Below are 23,254 nucleotides of genomic sequence, written 5' to 3'. Positions count from 1 at the left end.
AAATTATTGTTGCTGGTCGATGATGTCGCCGACCTTAATTTTGGCCGCTTTACGCAGGTTGCTCATCAGCGCTTCGAAAGCGATCTGGGCGTTATTCTGGGTGATCCCCTGAATCATCGCTTTTTTCTGCTCTTCCGGCATCGTACCCGCTTTCACTTCCTCCAGCGCCAGCAGCACCACGTTGCCCTGCAGATCGGAGCCCACGCCGTAGCTTGGCTTACCCGACTGCGGCAGCGGTAGCGCAAAGACTGACTGGCTCAGCGCTTCCTGACCGGTGCGTGACAGCGTCTGCGGCGCGCCAAAGCTCAGGCCCGCGGCTTTCATCGCTTCATCGCCTTTACCCTCTTTCAGGGCCGTCAGCAGCTTATCGGCGTCCAGCTTCGCCTGCTGTTCCGCTTTGTTGCGCTTAACGATATCGCTCACCTGCGCTTTCACATCCGCCAGTGGCTTAACCGCCTCCGCTTTATGCTCGCTGATGCGCAGAACAAACGCGCGATCGCCGTCAACGGTGATGATATCGGAGTTGCTGCCCGGCGTGCCGTTGTCGCCAACCAGACCGCCGTTGAAGATGGCTTCAGAGACCGGCTTGAAGTTCAGCTCTTGCGGCAGGCTGTCGCGGCCAAACCAGCCGGTTTCAACCACTTTCAGACCGGCAACCTGGGCGGCGCCCGCCAGCGACTCATTATCGTTGCTCGCCGCGTCGCTCACTTTCTGCTGCAGCGCGTAGTACGCATCCAGCGCTTTTTCCTGCTTCACTTTCGCCGCGATATCATCGCGAACCTCAGCCAGCGGTTTAACCTGCGCGGCCTGAACGTCATCCAGACGCGCAACCAGGAAACCGACGGAAGATTTAATTACGCCTGATAGCTGGCCTTTTTCTTTCAGACCGGCCTCTTTCAGCTCCGGCACGGTAGCCGCATCTTCCAGCCAGCCCATATCACCACCGTTGCGGGCAGAGATGATATCGGTTGATTTTTCTTTGGCCAGCGCGGCGAAATCAGCGCCTTTTTTCAGCTCATCAAGCACCGCCTGAGCATCCGCTTCGGTTTTGGTCTGGATGATGCTGTAGCGGTTACGCTGCGGCTGAGTGAACTGATCCTGATGCTGGTCGTACCATGACTGAATTTCTTCGTCAGAGGCGTTTTCCTGCATGCTCGCAGCGTCCATCTTGATATAGCTTACGCGGAACTGCTCCGGGGCCATAAAACGCGCCTGATTCTGCTGGTAGAAGGCGTTGATTTCATCGTCGGTAGCGGTTTGCTTCGCCGCCAGCGCGTTCACGTCGATAGTCGCTTCACGGACGACGCGCTGTTGAGAAACCAGCGCCGCCAGCTGGTCGGATTCGCCCGGCAGCATAAAGTCGGTACCGGCTACGGCGTTGATCAACTGCTGAGTCGTCAGCTGATTACGAAGCGCCTGCGCGTACTGATCCGTCGTCATCCCCATCTGATTAACGATACGGCTGAAGCGCTCGTTATCAAATTTGCCATCCGCCTGGAAAGCCTGGGTCTGGAAGATCGCCTGCTTGACCTGGTCATCGCTGATATTGAGACCGAGCTCACGGGCGTACTGATCGAGCAGCGCTTCGTCAATCAGACGGTTCAGCACCTGCTGACGCATGGTCTTAATGTAATTTTCATTAGCCGCCAGCTCTGAGAACTGGTCGCCAAGCTGCTGCTGCATGCGATTACGCTCGCTGGCAACGGCATTCTCAAACTGTGTGCGACCAATCTCCTGGTCATTAACTTTTGCGGCATAGTTGTTGCCACCGCCAATCAGGTAACCACTCACCCCGGTCAAAATGAACGAGACGATAATGATACCGAAAATAATCTTGAGCACGACGCTGTTGGCGGCCGTGCGTAGGTTGTCCATCATGGTGTAACAACGCTCCGCTGTAGATGACTTTAGCTCGCGCAGCATAGCATGTGATGGCCGCCGCGCGTGAGGACGTATTTTGACAAGAAAACGGGGTGATTGTCAGCCCACAAGTGCGTATAAACTCACATTAAGTCGCATTCTGGCAAATAAAAAAGGCACATCTTGCGATGCGCCCTTGTACTTCGTCACAGACCCCAGTGGGGAAGTCGATCAGTTTACCGCGTCTTTCAGCGCTTTACCTGCGCGGAAACCCGGAACTTTAGCAGCAGCAATGGTGATTTCTTTGCCTGTTTGCGGATTGCGACCAGTACGGGCAGCGCGCTCTTTAACAGCAAAAGTACCAAACCCTACCAGCGCAACGTCATCTCCAGCCTGCAGAGATTCAGTAACAGAAGCGATTAAAGCATCTAACGCACGTCCAGCTGCGGCTTTAGAAATGTCCGCACCGGCAGCAATTTTGTCAATCAGTTGAGATTTATTCACTGTTCTCTTCCTCTCTTTATAATTTATATCGCACCAGAATCCTTCGTGGCGCGACCGCGCAGCAGTTATATCAGGACTGTCATGCCCTTACAACAGAGTTGTAATTGACCCCCCTGCCAGCGATCTAAGTTAGCTACACAAAAAAAGGCTGGCAAGTACGAATTTACTTACCAGCCCTATTTTTCTTAGCGCTATTTGCGCGAAATCACTATTTTGCCGTGACGACTTCCATTCCAAACGGTTCGTTCTGCAGCGCAAGTGCCAGAACTTCCTCGATTCGTTTCACCGGATGGATATCTAAATCGGCGATAACGTTATCCGGAATTTCTTCAAGGTCGCGTTTATTTTCATCAGGAATCAGAACAGTCTTAATGCCGCCGCGATGCGCGGCCAACAGTTTTTCCTTCAGACCACCAATCGGCAATACCTGGCCACGGAGGGTAATCTCACCGGTCATCGCCACGTCGGCGCGTACCGGATTACCCGTCAGGCAGGAAACCAGCGCGGTGCACATCGCGATACCGGCGCTTGGACCATCCTTCGGCGTAGCGCCTTCCGGCACGTGAACGTGAATATCACGTTTTTCGTAAAAGTCTGAGTTAATACCCAGCTTATCCGCACGTGAACGAACCACCGTCAGCGCCGCCTGGATGGATTCCTGCATGACTTCACCCAGTGAACCGGTGTAGGTCAGTTTGCCTTTACCCGGAACGCAGGCGGTTTCAATGGTCAGCAGATCGCCGCCCACTTCCGTCCACGCCAGTCCGGTCACCTGACCTACGCGGTTTTCGCTATCCGCACGACCATAGTCGTAGCGCTGCACGCCAAGGAAATCGTGCAGGTTGTCACCGTTAATCTCGATGTGTTTCAGCGACTTATCCAGCAGAAGCTGTTTCACCGCTTTGCGACACAGTTTCGAGATTTCACGCTCCAGACCACGCACGCCCGCTTCACGGGTGTAGTAGCGAATGATGCCGATAATCGCGCTGTCATCCACCGTCAGCTCGCCTTTCTTGAGCGCGTTACGCTCAATCTGTTTTGACAGCAGATGGCGTTTGGCGATGTTTAGCTTCTCATCTTCGGTATAGCCGGAGAGGCGGATCACTTCCATACGATCCAGCAGCGGCGCCGGGATGTTCATGGAGTTAGAGGTCGCAACGAACATCACGTCGCTGAGATCGTAATCCACTTCCAGATAGTGGTCGTTAAAGGCCACGTTCTGTTCCGGATCCAACACCTCCAGCAGCGCCGAGGCCGGATCGCCGCGCATGTCAGAAGACATCTTGTCGATCTCATCCAGCAAGAACAGCGGGTTTTTAACGCCCACTTTAGCCATTTTCTGGATCAGTTTGCCCGGCATTGAGCCAATATAGGTACGGCGGTGACCGCGGATTTCCGCTTCATCACGCACGCCGCCCAGCGCCATACGCACATATTTGCGTCCAGTTGCTTTGGCGATGGATTGGCCGAGAGAGGTTTTACCTACCCCCGGAGGCCCAACCAGGCACAGGATCGGCCCTTTGAGCTTGTTAACACGGCTCTGCACCGCGAGGTACTCAAGAATGCGATCCTTCACGCGCTCAAGGCCGTAGTGATCGGTATCGAGGATCTCCTGAGCCTGACGCAGGTCTTTTTTAACCTTGCTGCGAGCGTTCCACGGTACCTGCACCATCCAGTCGATGTAGCCGCGAACGACGGTCGCTTCCGCCGACATCGGGGACATCATTTTCAGTTTTTGCAGTTCCGCTTCGGTTTTCTCTTTTGCCTCTTTCGGCATTTTCGCCGCGTCGATCTTACGCTTCAGCGCTTCGTTCTCGTCCGGGGCGTCGTCCATCTCGCCGAGCTCTTTTTGAATGGCTTTCATTTGCTCATTCAGATAGTACTCGCGCTGAGATTTCTCCATCTGCTTTTTCACGCGGTTGCGAATACGCTTCTCCACCTGCAGCAGATCGATTTCCGACTCCATCATCGCCATCAGATATTCCAGACGCTCGTTCACGTCGGACATCTCCAGCACGGACTGTTTGTCCGCCAGCTTCAGCGGCATATGCGCAGCGATGGTATCCGCCAGACGCGCCGGATCGTCGATGCTATTGAGCGACGTCAGCACTTCCGGTGGGATTTTCTTGTTCAGCTTGATGTAGCCTTCAAACTGGCTGATGGCGGTACGAACTAGCACTTCCTGCTCGCGTTCATCAATTGCCGGCGATTCAAGATATTCCGCTTTCGCCGAAAAATGCTCGCCGTTATCAGACAGCGCAGAGATGCGCGCGCGCTGCAAACCTTCGACCAGCACTTTAACAGTACCGTCCGGTAGCTTCAGCATTTGCAAAATAGACGCCACGGTCCCGACGGTGAAAAGATCGTTTACACCCGGCTCATCCGTCGAGGCTTCTTTCTGCGCAACCAGCATGATTTTTTTATCATGGTCCATGGCTGCTTCGAGACAACGGATAGATTTTTCCCGCCCTACAAACAGGGGTATGACCATGTGCGGATAAACCACCACATCGCGCAACGGCAATACGGGGATTTCAATGCGTTCAGAACGCTCAGGATTCATAGAGCTCTCTCTTAGTTTAAAGTCCGCCAGGTAGCCGACGACGCAACTCAACGACGCGTCGCCGTTAATATGTAAACCAGTATATGGGGATGTATTCCATACATTCAACGGCGGGAATGCAGGAAAAATAAAAGGGGAGATAAAATCCCCCCTTTTTGTTAACTGCTTGAGCAAACTGGTTAATTATTCACCAGACGCCTGCTGCGCTTCCGGTTTGCCGTAAATCAGCAGCGGCTTGCTCTGACCATCGATAACCGAAGCGTCGATAACCACTTTTTCCACGTCTTCCATTGACGGAAGATCGTACATGGTATCGAGCAGCGCGGCTTCAACGATAGAACGCAGGCCACGAGCGCCGGTTTTACGCGCCATCGCTTTCTTCGCGATAGCGTCCAGCGCTTCGTCGCGGAACTCCAGCTCGGCGCCTTCAAGGCTGAACAACGCCTGATACTGCTTAGTCAGGGCGTTTTTCGGCTCTTTGAGGATCTGAATCAGTGCTTCTTCGCTCAGCTCGCTCAGGGTCGCCACGACCGGCAGACGGCCAATGAACTCAGGAATCAGACCAAACTTGATCAGATCTTCCGGTTCAACCTGAGACAGCAGTTCACCTTCGCTGGCTTTATCGGACTTCGCCTTCACCGTCGCGCCGAAACCAATGCCGGAGCCGGTTTCTACACGGTGGGAAATGACCTTATCCAGACCGGCAAACGCGCCGCCGCAGATAAACAGGATTTTAGAGGTATCAACCTGCAGGAACTCCTGCTGCGGATGCTTACGCCCGCCCTGCGGCGGAACCGCGGCCACGGTACCTTCAATAAGCTTCAGCAGCGCCTGCTGCACGCCTTCGCCGGAAACATCGCGGGTGATCGACGGGTTATCCGATTTACGGGAAATTTTGTCAATCTCATCAATGTAGACGATACCGCGCTGGGCTTTCTGTACGTCGTAGTCGCACTTCTGCAGCAGTTTCTGGATGATGTTCTCCACGTCCTCACCCACGTAACCGGCTTCGGTCAGGGTGGTGGCATCCGCCATGGTGAAAGGCACATCCAGCAGACGCGCCAGGGTTTCCGCCAGCAGCGTTTTACCGGAGCCGGTCGGCCCGATCAGCAGAATGTTGCTTTTACCCAGTTCAACGCCGTTGCTGGTGTCGCCATTGCGCAGACGTTTGTAGTGATTGTATACCGCCACCGCCAGCACTTTTTTCGCCGGCTCCTGGCCGATAACGTAATCGTCCAGATGGTGGCGAATTTCGTGGGGAGTCGGCAATGCACTGCGCTCGCGATGCGGCGCGACTTCTTTAATTTCTTCGCGAATGATGTCGTTACATAAATCAACGCATTCGTCGCAGATATACACGGACGGCCCGGCGATTAGCTTACGCACTTCATGCTGGCTTTTGCCGCAAAAAGAGCAGTACAACAGTTTGCCCGAACCATCTTTGCGTTTATCTGTCATGAGTCCAAACCTCTTATTAAGTTCTTTGTGCCGCACACGACGACGCAAATGCCATTCTCAGGCGCAAACCGCTGGTAAGCGTTGTGCCGCCCTCTTACAAACAAGTATAGCGGCCCCCTTGCGCCCGGGGCATCAATTACGATGAGTCAAAATGGAGTCGACGAGGCCGTATTCCACTGCTTCTGAGGCAGACAGGAAACGATCGCGCTCGGTATCACGCTCGATCTGCTCAAGGGATTGACCCGTATGATGTGCCATCAGTTCATTCATGCGGCCTTTCACTTTCAGGATTTCGCGGGCGTGGATTTCGATATCCGTCGCCTGGCCCTGATAGCCGCCCAGCGGCTGGTGAATCATCACGCGGGAGTTCGGCAGGCAGAAACGCTTACCTTTAGCCCCTGCGGTCAGCAGGAAGGCGCCCATCGAAGCCGCCTGCCCCATACAAATGGTGCTGACGTCCGGTTTGATGAACTGCATCGTGTCGTAAATCGACATCCCGGCGGTAATCACGCCGCCCGGAGAGTTAATGTACAGATAGATATCTTTTTCCGGGTTTTCCGCTTCCAGAAACAGCATCTGCGCCACGATCAGGTTAGCCATGTGATCTTCTACCTGGCCGGTCAGAAAAATGACGCGCTCCTTGAGCAGACGGGAGTAAATATCAAATGAACGTTCGCCGCGTGAGGTCTGTTCAATGACCATCGGCACCAGGGCCATATGGGGTGCAAAGTTGTCTCGTTCGCCACTGTATGACATTTCCGTCTCCTGGATTAATTTGAAAAAAACCGCTGCACTGATTGTAACCTTACGGACGGATTATCAGCCAGAATTTCTGCCGTTGGGCAGAAGTGCATAGATGCACGCTTCATTACGGCGCATGGTTATGCCACTGCAGTTACGTCTCCCGGTTATGGGGATGACGTTGCCTTAATTCAAGCATAACAATCTTTTGTCGTAACGCTATCACTGAAATCGCCTTTTCGCACGTATCCTAAGGCTATCATTGCAATAAAAAAAACCCGCGGCCTTTCGGCAACGGGTTTTTACTCAAACCTTAAACCTTGGGGCGAAATTACGCCTGCTGGTTCATCAGTTCGCTGAAGGAAGTGGCTTTTTCAGACACTTTCGCTTTCGCCAGCACGGCTTCAACAGCCTGCTCTTCCAGCGCGACGTTGCGCATGTTGTCCATCAGCTCTTTGTTTTTGCTGTAGAACTCAACCACTTCTTTCGGATCTTCGTAAGCAGAAGCCATCTCTTCGATCAGGCCTTTCACGCGATCTTCGTCAGCTTTCAGCTCGTTGGTGCGAATCACTTCGCCCAGCAGCAGGCCAACAACAACGCGGCGTTTAGCCTGCTCTTCGAACAGCTCACGCGGCAGTTCCAGAGCCTGTTGTTCGTTACCGCCGAAACGCTGAGCAGCCTGGCGGCGCAGAACGTCGATTTCGCTGTCAATCAGCGCGGCTGGAACGTCGATATCGTTCGCTTTAACCAGACCTTCGATAGCCTGAGATTTCACGCGGTTACGCACGGCGCCTTTCAGCTCGCGCTCCATGTTTTTACGCACTTCAGCGCGCAGACCGGCGACGGAACCATCTTCAACGCCGAAACGCTTGATGAATTCTTCAGTCAGCTCCGGCAGTTCACGTTCTTCAACTTTCTTCAGGTTGATAACGAACTTAGCCGCTTTACCTTTCAGGTTTTCAGCGTGGTACTCTTCCGGGAAGGTTACGTCGATGGTGAACTCTTCGCCAGCTTTGTGACCTTTGATACCGTCTTCAAAGCCCGGGATCATACGACCCTGGCCCATCGCCAGTACGAAGTCAGAAGCTTTGCCGCCTTCGAACTCTTCGCCGTCAACGGAACCGGTGAAATCAACGGTAACGCGATCTTCGGCATCAACAGCGCCGTCTTTGTCTTTCCAGTTAGCCTGCTGCTTGCGCAGAGTATCCAGCATGGTGTCAACGTCAGCGTCGGTCACTTCAACAACCGGTTTTTCAACTTCGATCGCTTCCAGACCCTGCAGTTCAACTTCCGGATAAACTTCGAACTCGACCGCGTAGGTGAAATCTTCACCCAGCTTGTATTCGCCCGGAACATAGTTCGGCGCGCCGGCCGGATTAATTTTTTCTTTGATGATCGCGTCAACGAAGTTACGGCTCATCAGGTCACCCAGCACGTCCTGGCGAACAGATGCGCCATAACGCTGAGCAACAACATTCATCGGCACTTTGCCTTTACGGAAGCCGTCAATGCGAACTTTTTTCGCTACGTTGACCAGCTCGCTTTTGACAGCATTCTCGATGCTGTCAGCGGCGATAGTAATCGTTACACGGCGCCCAAGGCCCTGAGTGGTTTCAACTGAAACTTGCATCTTGTTACCTCAAAAAAATCACAGTGCTCGGTCAACTCTGGAAGCGCGAACAGGTTGCTTCGCAGAACCGGGATGCCCTCTTCAAATCAGAAACACATTCCCTGTCGTCAGAATCATCCCGAAGACATTCATAATAAAAGACGCGGCATTATAGCGGCATCACTTTTGTGAGTCGAGAACGGTTGTCGCCCACTGCTGCGGCTTTTTTCACATTTCCCGAGCAAATTTGCCTGTAAAAAGGCGCAAACTGCACATTTTCCAGGCAAAACAAAACGGCCCGCAGGCCGTTTTCTCATAAATCTTCACGCAACATACTGGAAAAGCTCCAGCGGTTGCAAATGCGATTTCTACGCGATACTTCCAGCCCCGCGACAAGGAGGAGAAGCAAAGACGGTATCCTGTAGCCCTTCCCACTCTTTGATTGTGTAGGTATGCAACGCCAGAGCGTGCACGGTGCTTGATAGTTCCTCAGTCAACGTTCCGTAAATCATACGGTGACGATTAAGAAAACGCTCGCCAAGGAAGCGATCGCTCACCAACACCACTTTAAAATGACTTTCAGAGCCCGCAGGAACGTTGTGGCGATAGCTTTCATCCACGACTTCAAGATACACCGGGTCGAACGCTGCCCTAAGTTTTGCTTCGATCTGTTCACGTATCATCATGAATTTTCTCCTCCGACAACGCTGTATTGCCGCCATTCCCTTTAAATGTTAGCCGCTTTTACCGCTTCCATTGGGCGAAAACAACAAAAAATTGGCATTCCTCTGATATTTTCACGCAAAAGTATCGGCTTTACTGGTTCGGTATCCTGAAAGCCCCGCCTGAGTTGCGATATGCGATGCCGCAAGGACAGAAAACGCACAAGACGATGAATTTACATGCGTTGCCACTTCCCCTTGCCGTTGGCGATGTTATGATGGCGGGAATTGTCCTCATTACTACTCCCATGCGTTGAGACCCTGAACATGTTTAAGAAAATTCTTTTGCCTTTGGTCGCGCTGTTTATGCTGGCCGGATGCGCCACTCCGCCGACCACTATTGATGTATCACCGAAAATCACCCTGCCGCAGCAGGATCCCAGCCTGATGGGCGTGACCGTCAGCATTAACGGCGCCGATCAGCGCCCGGATCAGGCGCTGGCGAAAGTCACTCGCGATAACCAACAGGTTACGCTGACCGCTTCCCGCGACCTGCGTTTCTTACTGCAGGAAGTCCTTGAAAAACAGATGACCTCGCGTGGCTATATGATTGGTCCGAACGGCGCCGTTGACCTGCAAATCATCGTCAATAAACTGTACGCCGACGTTTCTCAGGGTAACGTGCGTTACAACATCGCCACCAAAGCCGATATCGCCATTATCGCCACCGCCGCCAACGGCAACAAGATGACCAAAAACTATCGTGCCAGCTACTCTGTTGAAGGCGCATTTCAGGCCTCGAACAAGAATATCGCCGATGCGGTTAATAGCGTGATGACCGATACCATTAGCGATATGGCGCAGGACACCAGCATTCACGATTTCATCAAGCAAAACGCTCGTTAATTTAAGCGGCAGACCCGGCCCCGCGTCGGGTCTGCACGACAAGACATGTCCAATCATTACTTACGCATTTTTACGCAGCCAAAATCAGCGATCCTGCTGATTCTTGGTTTTGCGTCTGGATTACCGCTCGCCCTGACCTCAGGCACGCTGCAGGCGTGGATGACCGTTGAAAATATCGATCTGAAAACCATCGGTTTTTTCTCTCTCGTCGGCCAGGCCTACGTCTTTAAGTTCCTCTGGTCGCCGCTGATGGACCGCTACACGCCGCCGTTTCTTGGCCGTCGTCGCGGCTGGCTGCTGGCTACCCAATTTCTGTTACTGATTGCCATTGCGGCGATGGGATTCCTTGAACCCTCCACGCAGCTGCGCTGGATGGCGGCGCTGGCGGTCGTCATCGCCTTTTGCTCCGCGTCTCAGGATATCGTGTTTGACGCGTGGAAAACTGACGTGCTGGCCGCGGAAGAGCGAGGCACCGGCGCGGCAATCAGCGTGCTGGGCTATCGTCTGGGGATGCTGGTCTCCGGCGGACTGGCGCTATGGCTGGCCGACCGCTGGCTAGGATGGCAGGGAATGTACTGGCTGATGGCCGCGCTGCTGATCCCCTGCATTATCGCCACGCTGCTGGCCCCGGATCCCAGCGACGTCATTCCTGTGCCGAAAACGCTGGAACAGGCGGTTGCCGCACCGCTTCGCGACTTCTTCGGTCGCAATAACGCCTGGCTAATCCTGCTGCTTATCGTCCTTTATAAGCTTGGCGATGCGTTTGCCATGAGCCTGACCACCACATTCCTGATTCGCGGCGTCGGTTTCGATGCTGGCGAAGTGGGGATGGTCAATAAAACGCTCGGCCTGTTCGCCACGATTGTCGGCGCCCTGTACGGCGGCGTGCTTATGCAGCGCCTGACCTTATTCCGCGCGCTACTGATTTTCGGCGTGCTGCAAGGAGTATCCAACGCCGGATATTGGCTGCTATCTATTACCGATAAACACCTTTTCTCCATGGCGACGGCGGTATTTTTCGAAAACCTGTGCGGCGGGATGGGCACCGCGGCGTTCGTCGCGCTGCTGATGACGCTGTGCAACAAATCCTTTTCAGCCACCCAGTTTGCCCTGCTCTCGGCGCTTTCCGCCGTCGGGCGCGTTTACGTCGGCCCTATCGCCGGCTGGTTCGTCGAGGCTCACGGCTGGCCTGCCTTCTATCTTTTTTCCGTCGTTGCCGCTGTGCCGGGTATTTTGCTGCTGTTAATTTGTCGGCGTACCCTGGAACACACCCAGCGGTCAGAGAGTTTTATGCCGCGTACGTTCTTTCCTCAGATCTACGGGCTGGCTTTAATGATTCTGGCGGTTGGCTGCCTGATGCTGGCGGTATGGCTGGTGCTGCTGGTGTTCAACGCGCTGGATTACACCAATTTCTCCTTCCTCGCGGGCCTGCTGGAGATCGCCGTACTCACCGCCGTTGCGGGTATTTTACTCGGCGCTTTCCTTGACTACCTGGCATTACGCAAAACCGAGCTGATTTAATCGTTACAGAAACGTTAGTGGACGTTGTAATTACCAAGCGTAATTATAACGTCTTATTAACGATTTTATATTCATGGCGCTGAGTTTGTTGTTTTGTGCGTTTTAGATTTCTGGAAATTATTGACAATTTTTATGCGAATCTTTAAATAATTTAAACGATTCAGCTTTACTGTTTTTATTTTCCGCTTTTATGATGTCTTTTATTTGATAATTAATTGTTAATTATTTGTGTTGTTTTGCAGGTGGTTATGCTCATTCTCTTATAAACCCCTTGGTTCTTATCCCTTTCGTTATCAATCCCGCGTAAATCAAGGTTTGCAAGGGATAATGTCACACTCCGTAACATATGTGACAAGGCAAGCAGAAGCCACTAACATAGAACAGACACAGCTCCAACTATGTTTACAGTAATGCAACCTTCCCGTAAAATGCCCGTACACTTTAAGCGCCACCAGATTCCGTGGAATTGAGGTCGTTCAATGAGACTTAGGAAATACAATAAAAGTTTGGGATGGATGTCATTAATCGCAGGCACTGTATTACTCAGTGGTTGTGATTCTGCACTCCTCGACCCAAAAGGACAGATTGGACTGGAGCAACGCTCTCTGATTCTGACGGCCTTCGGCCTGATGATGATCGTCGTTATTCCAGCCGTCTTGATGGCAGTAGGATTTGCCTGGAAGTATCGTGCGAGCAATAAAGATGCGAAGTATAGCCCGAACTGGTCACACTCCAACAAAGTTGAAGCTGTGGTCTGGACGGTTCCTATCCTGATCATCCTGTTCCTGGCCGTTCTGACCTGGAAAACAACTCACGCATTAGAGCCGAGCAAACCGCTTGCTCACGATGAAAAACCTATCACTATCGAAGTCGTTTCGATGGACTGGAAATGGTTCTTCATCTATCCGGAACAAGGTATTGCTACCGTCAACGAAATCGCCTTCCCGGCGAACGTACCGGTACACTTCAAAGTGACCTCCAATTCCGTGATGAACTCGTTCTTTATCCCACGTTTAGGTAGCCAGATTTACGCAATGGCCGGGATGCAGACTCAGCTGCACCTCATCGCGAATGAAGCTGGTACTTACGACGGTATCTCCGCCAGCTATAGCGGCCCGGGCTTCTCTGGAATGAAGTTCAAAGCTATCGCCACGCCGGATCGTGCAACCTTCGATCAGTGGGTAGCGAAAGCCAAACAGTCTGCGAATACCATGGATTCCATGGAAACATTCGACAAACTGGCTGCGCCTAGCGAATACAACAAAGTGGAATACTTCTCTAACGTGAAACCGGATTTGTTTAAAGATGTTGTTAACAAATTTATGTCTCACGGTAAGAGCATGGATATGACCCAACCCGAGGGCGAGCACGCAGCGCACGAAGGAATGGAAGGCATGGACATGAGCCACGCGGAAACCGCTCACTAAGGGGCCGAGGAAGAAAACGATGTTCGGAAAACTTACACTGGATGCAGTGCCCTACCATGAACCCATTATTGTGGTTACGGTGGCTGCAATTATCATTGGGGGACTGGCGCTTCTGGCAGCCATCACTTACTTCGGTAAGTGGTCCTACCTTTGGAACGAGTGGCTGACTTCGGTTGACCACAAACGTCTCGGTATCATGTACGTTATCGTAGCAATCGTTATGTTGCTGCGTGGCTTTGCTGACGCCGTTATGATGCGTAGCCAGCAGGTGCTGGCCTCGGCCGGGGAAGCAGGTTTCCTGCCGCCTCACCACTACGATCAGATCTTTACCGCCCACGGCGTTATCATGATCTTCTTCGTAGCGATGCCGTTTGTTATCGGTCTGATGAACCTGGTGGTTCCGCTGCAGATCGGCGCACGCGACGTTGCTTTCCCCTTCCTTAACAACCTGAGCTTCTGGTTCACCGTTGTGGGCGTGATTCTGGTTAACCTCTCTCTGGGCGTCGGTGAATTCGCGCAGACCGGTTGGCTGGCCTATCCGCCGCTGTCGGGAATCGAGTACAGTCCGGGCGTCGGGGTCGATTACTGGATCTGGGCTCTCCAGCTATCCGGTATTGGTACAACGCTTACCGGTATTAACTTCTTCGTAACGATTATCAAGATGCGTGCCCCTGGCATGACCATGTTCAAGATGCCGGTGTTTAGCTGGGCATCTCTGTGCGCCAACATCCTGATTATCGCCTCCTTCCCAATTCTGACCGTCACCGTCGCGCTGCTGACCCTGGACCGCTACCTGGGCACCCATTTCTTTACCAACGATATGGGTGGCAACATGATGATGTACATCAACCTGATTTGGGCCTGGGGTCACCCGGAAGTGTACATTCTGGTTCTGCCGGTATTCGGCGTCTTCTCCGAAATCGCCGCGACCTTCTCGCGTAAGCGTCTGTTTGGCTACACCTCGCTGGTATGGGCAACAGTGTGTATTACCGTTCTGTCGTTCATCGTTTGGCTGCACCACTTCTTTACTATGGGTGCGGGCGCGAACGTAAACGCCTTCTTCGGTATTACGACCATGATCATCGCTATCCCGACCGGGGTTAAGATCTTCAACTGGCTGTTTACCATGTACCAGGGCCGCATCGTCTTCAACTCAGCGATGCTGTGGACGATTGGCTTTATCGTGACCTTCTCCGTAGGCGGTATGACCGGCGTTCTGCTGGCGGTACCGGGCGCAGACTTCGTGCTGCACAACAGCCTGTTCCTGATCGCGCACTTCCATAACGTCATCATCGGCGGCGTGGTGTTCGGTTGCTTCGCAGGTCTGACCTACTGGTGGCCGAAAGCCTTTGGCTTCACCCTGAACGAAACCTGGGGCAAACGCGCTTTCTGGTTCTGGATCATCGGCTTCTTCGTCGCGTTTATGCCGCTGTACGTGCTGGGCTTCATGGGTATGACCCGTCGCCTGAGCCAGCAGATTGACCCGCAGTTCCACCCGATGCTGGTTGTTGCAGCCTGCGGCGCGGCGCTGATCGCCTGCGGTATCCTCTGCCAGCTGATTCAGTTCTACGTGTCTATCCGCGATCGCGAGCAGAACCGTGACCTGACCGGCGACCCGTGGGGCGGCCGTACGCTGGAGTGGGCAACCTCTTCTCCTCCGCCGTTCTACAACTTCGCTATCGTTCCTGTGGTTCACGAGCGCGACGCGTTCTGGGAAATGAAAGAGAAAGGCGACGCGTACAAGAAACCGGCTGGCTATGAAGAGATTCATATGCCGAAAAACAGCGGCGCGGGCATCGTTATTGCTGCTTTCGCAACGGTGTTTGGTTTCGCAATGATCTGGCACATCTGGTGGCTGGCAATTGCAAGCTTCGTCGGTATCCTGGCGACCTGGATTATTAAGAGCTTTGACGAGGACGTGGATTACTACGTGCCGGTTGCAGTAGTCGAAAAACTGGAAAATCAGCATTTCGATGAGATTAACAAAGCAGGGCTGAAAAATGGCAACTGATACTCTTGCGCATAACGCCCACGCGCACGAACACGGGCACCATGATACAGGACCGATGAAGGTATTCGGTTTCTGGATCTACCTGATGAGCGACTGCATTATCTTCGCCACTCTGTTCGCGACCTATGCCGTTCTGGTGAACGGCACGGCGGGCGGACCGACCGGTAAAGATATTTTCGAACTGCCGTTCGTTCTGGTTGAAACCGCGCTGCTGCTGTTCAGCTCCATCACCTACGGCATGGCGGCTATCGCCATGTACAAAAACAACAAGAGCCAGGTGGTTTCCTGGCTTGCGCTGACCTTCCTCTTCGGGGCAGGGTTCATCGCGATGGAACTCTATGAATTCCATCACCTGATTGTTGAAGGTATGGGTCCGGATCGCAGCGGCTTCCTGTCAGCGTTCTTCGCGCTGGTCGGTACCCACGGTCTGCACGTGACCTCTGGTCTGATCTGGATGGCGGTGCTGATGGTACAGGTTTCTCGTCGCGGCCTGACCAACACTAACCGCACCCGTATCATGTGCCTGAGTCTGTTCTGGCACTTCCTGGACGTCGTGTGGATCTGCGTGTTCTCTGTTGTTTATCTGATGGGGGCGATGTAATGAGTCATTCTACCGATCATAGCGGCGCTTCTCACGGCAGCGTGAAGAGCTACATGACAGGTTTCATCCTGTCGATCATTCTGACGGTTATCCCGTTTGCAATGGTGATGAGTGGCTCCGCATCGCATGCGGCTATTCTGGGAACCATCCTGGTCACTGCAGTTGTGCAGATTGTCGTACACCTCGTGTACTTCCTGCACATGAACAGTAAATCGGACGAAGGTTGGAACCTGACCGCATTTATCTTCACCGTAATCATCATTGCTATCGTAGTTGTCGGTTCCATCTGGATTATGTGGAACCTGAACTACAACATGATGATGCACTAAGAGCGGCGAGTATGTTTAAGCAATACCTGCAAGTAACGAAACCAGGCATTATTTTTGGCAACCTGATCTCCGTGATTGGCGGTTTCCTGCTGGCCTCAAAGGGCCACATAGACTATCCGCTTTTCATCTGGACGCTCCTCGGAGTATCCCTGGTGGTCGCCTCGGGTTGTGTTTTCAACAACTATATCGACCGTGATATCGATCGTAAGATGGAACGGACGAAAAACCGGGTGCTGGTCAAAGGGCTGATCTCGCCAGAAGCTTCGCTGGTATACGCCACCCTGCTGGGTATTGCTGGCTTCATGCTGCTGTGGTTTGGCGCTAATCCCCTCGCCTGCTGGCTGGGGGTGATGGGGTTTGTGGTTTATGTCGGCGTTTACAGCCTGTACATGAAGCGCCACTCCGTCTACGGCACGCTGATTGGTTCTCTCTCCGGCGCTGCGCCGCCGGTGATTGGCTACTGTGCGGTGACCGGTGATTTTGACAGCGGCGCCGCTATTCTGCTGGCTATTTTTAGCCTGTGGCAGATGCCTCACTCTTACGCTATCGCGATTTTCCGCTTCAAGGATTATCAGGCGGCGAACATTCCGGTACTGCCGGTAGTGAAAGGTATTTCAGTGGCTAAAAACCATATTACCGTCTACATCATCGCCTTTACCGTTGCGACGCTGATGCTCTCTCTGGGCGGCTACGCCGGATATAAATATCTGGTTGTCGCTGCGGCAGTGAGCGTCTGGTGGCTGGGGATGGCGCTGCGCGGATACAAAGTGGCGGATGATAAAGTTTGGGCGCGTAAGCTGTTCGTCTTTTCCATCGTCGCCATTACCGCGCTGTCGGTGATGATGTCCGTCGACTTTATGGTGCCGGATTCACATAACCTGCTGACGATGGTCAGATAAGACCACCTTCTGCAAACGCTCAGCAGCCTCCGCTCGCAAGACCGGGGGCTGTTTTTTTATCACGCAACCTATTGTCTCTCCCCTCCCCCAGGTTCTCTTCAGATAAAAATCATCTTTATCGGTTCATCTCCAGTCCAGCGTTATCAATCATTCAATGATGATGTTCATATAAAAATGATAAAGAAATCAGCATCCGGGGGAGGTTGCCATCTGGTTTACCTCTATTTAGCGGTGTTAGCCTTTCGCGGTGAGTACGGTGCTCACTGATGACAATCCGTTGAATAAAGGAATAAAAATGAAAGAGTTAACTTTTAATGAAATGGAATATATTTCCGGTGGTTTTAATCTGCTGAATGCGGCTACTGGCTTTACCAGCTTTGTCGTCAACTCCGGGCTTGGCTTCGGATCTTTTGTCGCCACCTCAGGAGCCTCTTTCGCGAATTTTGTGATTGATAGCGCCGTAGAATTTGGCAAGTTCGTTATCGGTCAGTCGAACTGGAACACCTTTGTGTCTGCGGGGTTGGATAACTGGAATGGCTTTGTGAACACTGCCGCCAATAGCTGGTCAACCTTCGTGAACAACGCTGGAGCGGACTGGAATAGCTTTATCGACGGCGCGAAAGCCTGATATATCGGGCAGGTTCCGTTCAGAACCTGCCTGCCTCTTCCGCGGCTATCCAACCAACATCGCCTGGGCGCTATAGAGCAAATCCAGATGCTCGCGGCACAGGGCTTCAATCGAGGTTCTTGACTGATGGCTGGTTAAGCTCAGCGCTCCCCAGTAGATCCCTTCCCGGTCTGACAGCGGTACGGCCAGTACCAGCATGCCAATTTCAAACTCTTGCTCAATTGCGGCATATCCCTGGCGGCGCACCTGGGCGATCTTCTCCATCAGGGCCGTAACGTCGGTTACCGTATAGGGCGTGCGCTGTTCGCGTTTGATCCGTTGCAAAACGGTTTCGCACTCGGCTTCCGCTAATGACGCCAGCCAGAGCCGCCCGCCGGCGGTACAGTAAATCGGCACCCTCTCACCCAGACGCACTGAGGTCGAATTAAACGGCGTGTGCTTACTGCGCGCGATATACACCAGCTCATCATCATCTATCACCCCCACCGAAGCGTGCTCTTCCGTCCGGCTGGCGATGTACTCAACGATCGGCCGTACCATGCGCGGGAACTGCGCCGAGTCAACATACGCCTGCCCCAGCCTTAACGCTTTGGGCGTCAGCCAGTAGTAGCGTCCGTCGGTTTGCAGGTAGCGCTCGTGCAGCAGAGTAAGGAAAAACCGCCGCGCGGCGCTTTGCGTCAGGCCGCTCATTTTCGCCGCCTGCGGCACGGTGAGTCGCGGGTGCTCTTTTGAAAATAGCTGGATCAGCGCCAGCCCCTTTTGCAGGCCGACGATCAGATCGCGGGGATGAATCTGGTTTTGCATACTTGTTCACACTTTCGCAACAATAAGATCGGTTTAGCGCGATTATCGCAGTGGTGGTGCGATTAACAACCAGTATGGCCGAATTCTGCGTTGTCGCTCTCAGCTTCCGCTGAAATACTTTCACAACATTCATTTAACAAAATGAGGTTTGAAATGGTCAGTGGATTCACTCAGGTCGTCGCCGTCATCGGTCACCCGATTACCCAGGTTAAATCGCCGGAGAATTTCAACCGCTACTTTGCCGACCAGCAGATGGACAGCGTCATGATCCCGGTGGATATCGCCCCGCAAGCCGTTGCTGACTATCTGCAGGCGCTACGCGGCTGGCATAACATGAGCGGCGTGCTGGTCACCGTTCCGCACAAACAGCGCGCCGCCGCCCTGGTCGATGAGTTAACCCCGCGAGCGCAGCATCTCAATGCCGTCAACGTCATCCGTAAGCTGGCCGATGGCCGTTTACAGGGCGACATGCTCGACGGCGTCGGCTTCCAGCTTGCCGCAGAGGCGCACGGCTTTAACGCCGCAGGTAAAAAAGCGCTGCTCTCAGGCTGCGGCGGCGTCGGCAGCGCCATCGCGTGGGGGCTTTGCGAAGCGGGCCTCCGTCAACTGGCGCTTTATGACCCGAATCCTGCCACGCTTCAGCTGCTGCATAACCGGCTGGCCACCCATTTTCCGCACGTTCACCTAACCGATCTGCCCGCGACGCTCAACGGTCTGGATGTGCTGGTGAACGGTTCTCCGGCGGGAATGGCCGGTTTCGATCCATTACCGCTGCCGCAAACGCTGCTGGAAACGCTGCCGGTATCAGCGCATGTCGCGGACGTGGTAACCGCCCCGGTTATCACCCCGCTTCTGGCCTTCGCCCGGGATCGCGGCTGCGCGATTCAGACCGGGCCGGAAATGGCGCTGGCGCAGATGAAATTAATGGGGCAGTTCATTGGCGCCATTGCGCAGGAACAGGGAGCGGCGGCATGAAAAGCTGGGACGTCATCGTTATCGGCAGCGGCGCCGCAGGCTTTGCCGCGGCGGTGACCGCCTGCTGTAAGGGGCTGTCGGTGCTGATGCTGGAAAAAGCCCCGCAGTTCGGCGGCACCTCCGCCATTTCCGGCGGCGCGGTGTGGATCCACGATAGCGATCAGGCGCGGAAAATGGCCGCAGGCGGCAGCCCGCAGGAAATCGAAACCTATCTGCGGACCATCATCGGTGAGCCCAACTATCGTCAGGATCTGATCGAAGCCTTTATCGCTTCGGGACGCGAGGCGCTGGCGTTTCTGGAAAAAGAGGAGGCGGTGAAATATAGCCTGCGTCCGCTTTCTCCGGATTATTACCCGGATGAACCCGGTGCCGTCGACGTCGGGCGGGCGCTGGAGGTGGTGGAGTTTGACGGGCGAGAACTGGGTGAGCATTTTCGCGACCTCCGCTCTCCTCCACCGGGGATGCTGCTGTTTGGCGGGATGATGGTCAATCGCATCGATATCCAACACTTTCTTGATATGCGCCGCTCCCTTAGCTCGTTCGCGCACTGCGGCAGACTGCTGCTGCGCTATGGTCGCGATCGTCTCCGGCACCATCGGGGCACTCGCCTGGCGATGGGCAACGCGCTGATCGCCCGCATGGCGACGCTCGCTTTCCGCAAAGGCATGCAGCTCAGACTCAACGTCAACGTGCTTTCACTGAGCGAACGCAATGGCGAGGTGACCGGCGTAGAAATTGAGCACGAGGGTCAAAAGCAGGCTCTTGAAGCCCGCTGCGGCGTGGTGCTGGCAGCCGGAGGTTTTGCCGCAGGCAAGCTGGCTGAACGCTATCGCCCCCAGACCCGCGAGCACTATACCATGTCCCCCGCTGCCAACGACGGCGCCGCGCTGCGCCTTGCCGCCGCGCTCAATGCCCGCGAAGGCGCTGACCTGCCGTCTAACTTTTTCTGGGCGCCGGTCTCCGTTTTACACCATGCCGATGGCACGCAGGAGCGCTTCCCTCACCTGGTCACCGATCGCGCCAAACCCGGCGTGATTGCCGTCAACCAGCGCGCGGTGCGCTTCGTGAATGAATCCAACTCTTATCACCACTTCGCCAGCGCCATGCAAAGCCGGGCAGAAAACGCCCCCTGCTTTCTGATTTGCGACGCCCTTGCCATGAAGCGTTACGGCCTCGGCCTGGCGCGCCCTGCCCCGGTAAATAATGACGCGCTGGTAAAAGCGGGCTATCTGCACAAGGCCGATACGCTGTCAGAGCTGGCGCAGCGCCTCGGACTCGATCCGCAAACCCTCGGGGAAACGGTGGCGCGCTATAACCGCGACGCCGCTCAGGGCCAGGATGCGGAATTCGCTAAAGGCGGCAACAGCTATAACCGCGCGATGGGCGACCCCGGCCACCGGCCAAACGCCTGTAACGCCCCGCTGACCCGCGCGCCGTTTTATGCCGTCACCCTCTATACCGGCGATCTCGGTACCTCGCGCGGTCTGGTGACTACCGCCGATGCTCAGGTGATTAACCAGCAGGGTGAACCGATTAAAGGCCTCTACGCCGTGGGTAACGATATGAATTCGATGATGGCCGGAACCTATCCCGGCCCCGGCATTACGCTCGGCCCGGCGCTGACCTTCGGCTATCTCTCAGCCAGCCATATGGCGCAACAACACGCACTGTAAACAGGAGAAAATCATGATCTATGAAAAACGCACCTACACCATCAATCCGCTGAAAATGGCCGACTGGCTGGCGCTGTACAAAAGCGATGCTTACGCCGTGCAAACCGAGCATCTCGGTAAGCTCATCGGCTTCTTCTTTACCGAAATTGGCGTGGTCAATCAGGTGGTGCACATCTGGGCCTACGAGAGCCTCGACGATCGCCTGGCGCGTCGGGCGCGTATGGCGCAGGACGAACGCTGGCTGACGTTCTCGCGCAAAAACCGCGAGCTGGCTGCCGTCGAGCGCCTGGAGTCGGTTCTTCTGCGCCCCACTGATTTTTCACCTCTGCAATAAGGAGTCGGTCATGGGCGGGCAGATAAACGTGGATGTTCTGGTGGTCGGCTCCGGCGCGGCGGGGCTCTCTGCCGCCGTCACCGCCGCGCTCGGCGGCGCCAGCGTGCTGGTTGCGGAGAAGGAGTCGGTTATTGGCGGCACCAGCGCCTGGTCCGGCGGCTGGCTATGGATCCCGCGTAATCCGCTGGCGCGAGAGGAGGGTATTGAAGAAGAACCCGGCTCACCGCTCACTTATTTACGCCATGAAATGGACGGCGAGCCTGCCGATGCGCGTCTGCTCGCCTACTTACAGTACGGACCGGAGATGATCGACTTTTTCCGCCGCCGCACCGCCGTGCAGTTTCTTTCCGGCAGCAAAATGCCCGATTTTCACGCTTCACCGGGCGCTGCGCTGGGCGGCCGCTCGGTCACGGCGCAGCCTTTTGACGGACGGCTGTTGGGCGACTGGCTGCATCGCCTGCGGCCTCCGCTGGAGACCATCAGCCTCGCGGGGATGGGCATTGCCGGCGGCACGGATATGGCGCACTTTTTTAACGCCACCCGCTCACCGCGCTCGGCGCTGTACGCCACCTGTCGCCTGCTTCGCCACGGCTGGCAGCGGCTGCGCGCCGGTCGCGGACAGCATCTGGTTAACGGCAACGCGCTGGTCGCCCGCCTCCTGCGTTCGGCGCTGGATGCGGGGGTGAATTTTCAGCTTAACGCGCCGGTAGAACGTCTGCTCGCCGACAACAACGGCGTGACGGGCGCGATATTACGTAGCGACAGCGGCGCGCTGGAGGTTCGCGCCGGCGCGGTGATCCTCGCCTGCGGAGGCTTTCCCCACGACAGACAGCGTCTGGCCGAACAGGTTCCGCACGCCGCCAGCGGCTACGGCCACTTTTCCGCCGCGCCTCCGGGGAACCAGGGTGATGGCATTCGGCTCGGCGAAACGGTCGGCGGTCAGTTTGATCATTCGCTCAGACACCCGATGGCCTGGGCGCCGGTGTCGCGCGTTACTCTCGCCAGCGGAGTGCAGCTCCCCTTTCCGCATCTGGTTGAACGCGCGAAGCCTGGCTTTATTGCCGTTTTGCCCAACGGCAAACGCTTCACCAATGAGGCCGACTCTTATCATGATTTTATTGCCGCGCTGCTGGACTCGACGCCGCCGGGCGAAACGCCGCAGGCGTGGCTGATTGCCGACAGCCGGGCGCTCCGGCGCTACGGATTGGGCCATGCTCGCCCCTTCCCGTTTACCCCAGAGGCCTGGCGCAGGACCGGATATCTGCAGACGGGCGAAACGCCGGAAGCGCTGGCAAAAGCCTGCGCCATTAATCCGCAGCAGCTAACGGAAACAATCGCCCGGTTTAACGACTTTGTAGACCAGGGCGAGGATAAGGATTTTCAGCGCGGCGCGTCGGCATACAACCGCGCGCAGGGCGATGCCAGCCGCTCTCCGCACCCAACGCTTGGGAAACTCAGCCATGCGCCTTTTTATGCGGTACACATTTTGCCCGGCTCGCTGGGCTCCTTCAGCGGATTAATCACCGATGAAAATGCGCGGGTTCTCAACGCGCAGCAGCAGCCGATTCAGGGGCTTTTCGCCATCGGCAACGACATGTCGAGCGTGATGCGGGGATTCTATCCCAGCGGCGGTATCACGCTGGGTCCGGCGATGACCTTTGGTTATCTGGTCGGAAAAAACCTGGCAGCAAATATAAATAAAACAACGCAGTAAAAGCATTTCACCAGGGACGGCAATACGCATAACAA

Annotated in this window: 20 protein-coding genes; 12 read left to right on the top strand and 8 right to left on the bottom strand. The window is 54.9% G+C overall.

What is annotated here, in order from left to right; translation table 11 throughout:
- Positions 1 to 3: 3 nt before the first annotated feature.
- From ppiD to bolA, 7 genes are all read right to left on the bottom strand, one after another.
- A complete protein-coding gene (ppiD, locus tag BWI76_RS06545; RefSeq protein WP_004135977.1) occupies positions 4 to 1,878 on the bottom strand; it encodes a peptidylprolyl isomerase in 1,875 nt (624 codons plus the stop codon).
- 213 nt (positions 1,879 to 2,091) lie between these two features.
- The gene (gene hupB, locus BWI76_RS06540; protein ID WP_002444653.1) at positions 2,092 to 2,364 is read right to left on the bottom strand and encodes a nucleoid-associated protein HU-beta; all 273 of its coding nucleotides are present in this window, start codon (positions 2,362 to 2,364) and stop codon (positions 2,092 to 2,094) included.
- A gap of 208 nt (positions 2,365 to 2,572) precedes the next feature.
- On the bottom strand, positions 2,573 to 4,927 hold the full coding sequence (gene lon / locus BWI76_RS06535) for an endopeptidase La (RefSeq protein ID WP_004099539.1): 2,355 nt from the start codon (positions 4,925 to 4,927) through the stop codon (positions 2,573 to 2,575).
- 183 nt (positions 4,928 to 5,110) lie between these two features.
- Positions 5,111 to 6,385, bottom strand: a complete 1,275-nt coding sequence (clpX, locus tag BWI76_RS06530; protein ID WP_004099538.1) for an ATP-dependent protease ATP-binding subunit ClpX — start codon at positions 6,383 to 6,385, stop codon at positions 5,111 to 5,113.
- A gap of 132 nt (positions 6,386 to 6,517) precedes the next feature.
- Positions 6,518 to 7,141 carry an ATP-dependent Clp endopeptidase proteolytic subunit ClpP gene (clpP, locus tag BWI76_RS06525; protein ID WP_003021624.1) on the bottom strand — a complete coding sequence of 208 codons (624 nt, stop codon included), beginning with the start codon at positions 7,139 to 7,141 and terminating at the stop codon, positions 6,518 to 6,520.
- Between the two features lie 316 nt (positions 7,142 to 7,457).
- Positions 7,458 to 8,756 (bottom strand): trigger factor, encoded by a 1,299-nt coding sequence (gene tig, locus BWI76_RS06520; RefSeq protein WP_004129807.1) that lies wholly within the window; start codon positions 8,754 to 8,756, stop codon positions 7,458 to 7,460.
- Between the two features lie 347 nt (positions 8,757 to 9,103).
- Positions 9,104 to 9,421 (bottom strand): transcriptional regulator BolA, encoded by a 318-nt coding sequence (bolA, locus tag BWI76_RS06510; RefSeq protein ID WP_004133447.1) that lies wholly within the window; start codon positions 9,419 to 9,421, stop codon positions 9,104 to 9,106.
- Positions 9,422 to 9,724: 303 nt separating this feature from the next.
- On the opposite strand from bolA, the gene BWI76_RS06505 reads away from it, so the two are divergent.
- The 8 genes from BWI76_RS06505 to BWI76_RS06470 all read left to right on the top strand — a co-directional run bounded on the left by BWI76_RS06505 (position 9,725) and on the right by BWI76_RS06470 (position 17,719).
- Complete coding sequence (locus BWI76_RS06505; protein ID WP_004129805.1) at positions 9,725 to 10,303, top strand: lipoprotein; 579 nt, start codon at positions 9,725 to 9,727, stop codon at positions 10,301 to 10,303.
- 45 nt (positions 10,304 to 10,348) lie between these two features.
- Positions 10,349 to 11,824, top strand: coding sequence for a muropeptide MFS transporter AmpG (gene ampG / locus BWI76_RS06500; RefSeq protein ID WP_049088796.1), 1,476 nt, complete (start codon positions 10,349 to 10,351; stop codon positions 11,822 to 11,824).
- Between the two features lie 479 nt (positions 11,825 to 12,303).
- Positions 12,304 to 13,251 (top strand): cytochrome o ubiquinol oxidase subunit II, encoded by a 948-nt coding sequence (cyoA, locus tag BWI76_RS06495; RefSeq protein WP_004129799.1) that lies wholly within the window; start codon positions 12,304 to 12,306, stop codon positions 13,249 to 13,251.
- Positions 13,252 to 13,270: 19 nt separating this feature from the next.
- The gene (cyoB, locus tag BWI76_RS06490) at positions 13,271 to 15,262 is read left to right on the top strand and encodes a cytochrome o ubiquinol oxidase subunit I (protein ID WP_004133450.1); all 1,992 of its coding nucleotides are present in this window, start codon (positions 13,271 to 13,273) and stop codon (positions 15,260 to 15,262) included.
- The gene (locus BWI76_RS06485; RefSeq protein WP_004129790.1) at positions 15,252 to 15,863 is read left to right on the top strand and encodes a cytochrome o ubiquinol oxidase subunit III; all 612 of its coding nucleotides are present in this window, start codon (positions 15,252 to 15,254) and stop codon (positions 15,861 to 15,863) included. Before cyoB ends, BWI76_RS06485 begins: the two co-directional genes overlap by 11 nt.
- On the top strand, positions 15,863 to 16,192 hold the full coding sequence (locus tag BWI76_RS06480) for a cytochrome o ubiquinol oxidase subunit IV (RefSeq protein WP_004099523.1): 330 nt from the start codon (positions 15,863 to 15,865) through the stop codon (positions 16,190 to 16,192). The genes BWI76_RS06485 and BWI76_RS06480 overlap by 1 nt, the downstream gene beginning before the upstream one ends.
- Before the next feature lie 11 nt (positions 16,193 to 16,203).
- Positions 16,204 to 17,091 carry a heme o synthase gene (gene cyoE / locus BWI76_RS06475; protein ID WP_004133451.1) on the top strand — a complete coding sequence of 296 codons (888 nt, stop codon included), beginning with the start codon at positions 16,204 to 16,206 and terminating at the stop codon, positions 17,089 to 17,091.
- A gap of 295 nt (positions 17,092 to 17,386) precedes the next feature.
- Positions 17,387 to 17,719, top strand: a complete 333-nt coding sequence (locus BWI76_RS06470; RefSeq protein WP_004133452.1) for a hypothetical protein — start codon at positions 17,387 to 17,389, stop codon at positions 17,717 to 17,719.
- A 45-nt stretch (positions 17,720 to 17,764) separates the two neighbouring features.
- Here the strand turns inward: BWI76_RS06470 and BWI76_RS06465 are convergent, their stop codons facing one another.
- Complete coding sequence (locus BWI76_RS06465; protein ID WP_004133453.1) at positions 17,765 to 18,523, bottom strand: IclR family transcriptional regulator C-terminal domain-containing protein; 759 nt, start codon at positions 18,521 to 18,523, stop codon at positions 17,765 to 17,767.
- A 153-nt stretch (positions 18,524 to 18,676) separates the two neighbouring features.
- Here BWI76_RS06465 and BWI76_RS06460 point away from each other — a divergent pair, with 153 nt between their 5' ends.
- Genes BWI76_RS06460 through BWI76_RS06445 form a run of 4 tightly spaced genes read left to right on the top strand, consistent with a single transcriptional unit; the run spans position 18,677 to position 23,219 of the window.
- Positions 18,677 to 19,498: a shikimate dehydrogenase family protein gene (locus BWI76_RS06460; RefSeq protein WP_024359047.1), complete on the top strand. Its 822-nt coding sequence runs from the start codon at positions 18,677 to 18,679 to the stop codon at positions 19,496 to 19,498.
- Positions 19,495 to 21,171 (top strand): FAD-dependent oxidoreductase, encoded by a 1,677-nt coding sequence (locus BWI76_RS06455; protein WP_049087386.1) that lies wholly within the window; start codon positions 19,495 to 19,497, stop codon positions 21,169 to 21,171. Before BWI76_RS06460 ends, BWI76_RS06455 begins: the two co-directional genes overlap by 4 nt.
- Before the next feature lie 13 nt (positions 21,172 to 21,184).
- Complete coding sequence (locus tag BWI76_RS06450; RefSeq protein ID WP_004133454.1) at positions 21,185 to 21,505, top strand: NIPSNAP family protein; 321 nt, start codon at positions 21,185 to 21,187, stop codon at positions 21,503 to 21,505.
- 10 nt (positions 21,506 to 21,515) lie between these two features.
- On the top strand, positions 21,516 to 23,219 hold the full coding sequence (locus BWI76_RS06445) for an FAD-dependent oxidoreductase (protein WP_004133455.1): 1,704 nt from the start codon (positions 21,516 to 21,518) through the stop codon (positions 23,217 to 23,219).
- Positions 23,220 to 23,254: the final 35 nt, after the last annotated feature.

Source organism: Klebsiella sp. M5al (assembly GCF_002090195.1).
Taxonomy (GTDB): domain Bacteria; phylum Pseudomonadota; class Gammaproteobacteria; order Enterobacterales; family Enterobacteriaceae; genus Klebsiella; species Klebsiella grimontii.
Note: the sequence above shows the minus strand (reverse complement) of the source record. Positions and strands in the feature narration are given on the sequence as shown.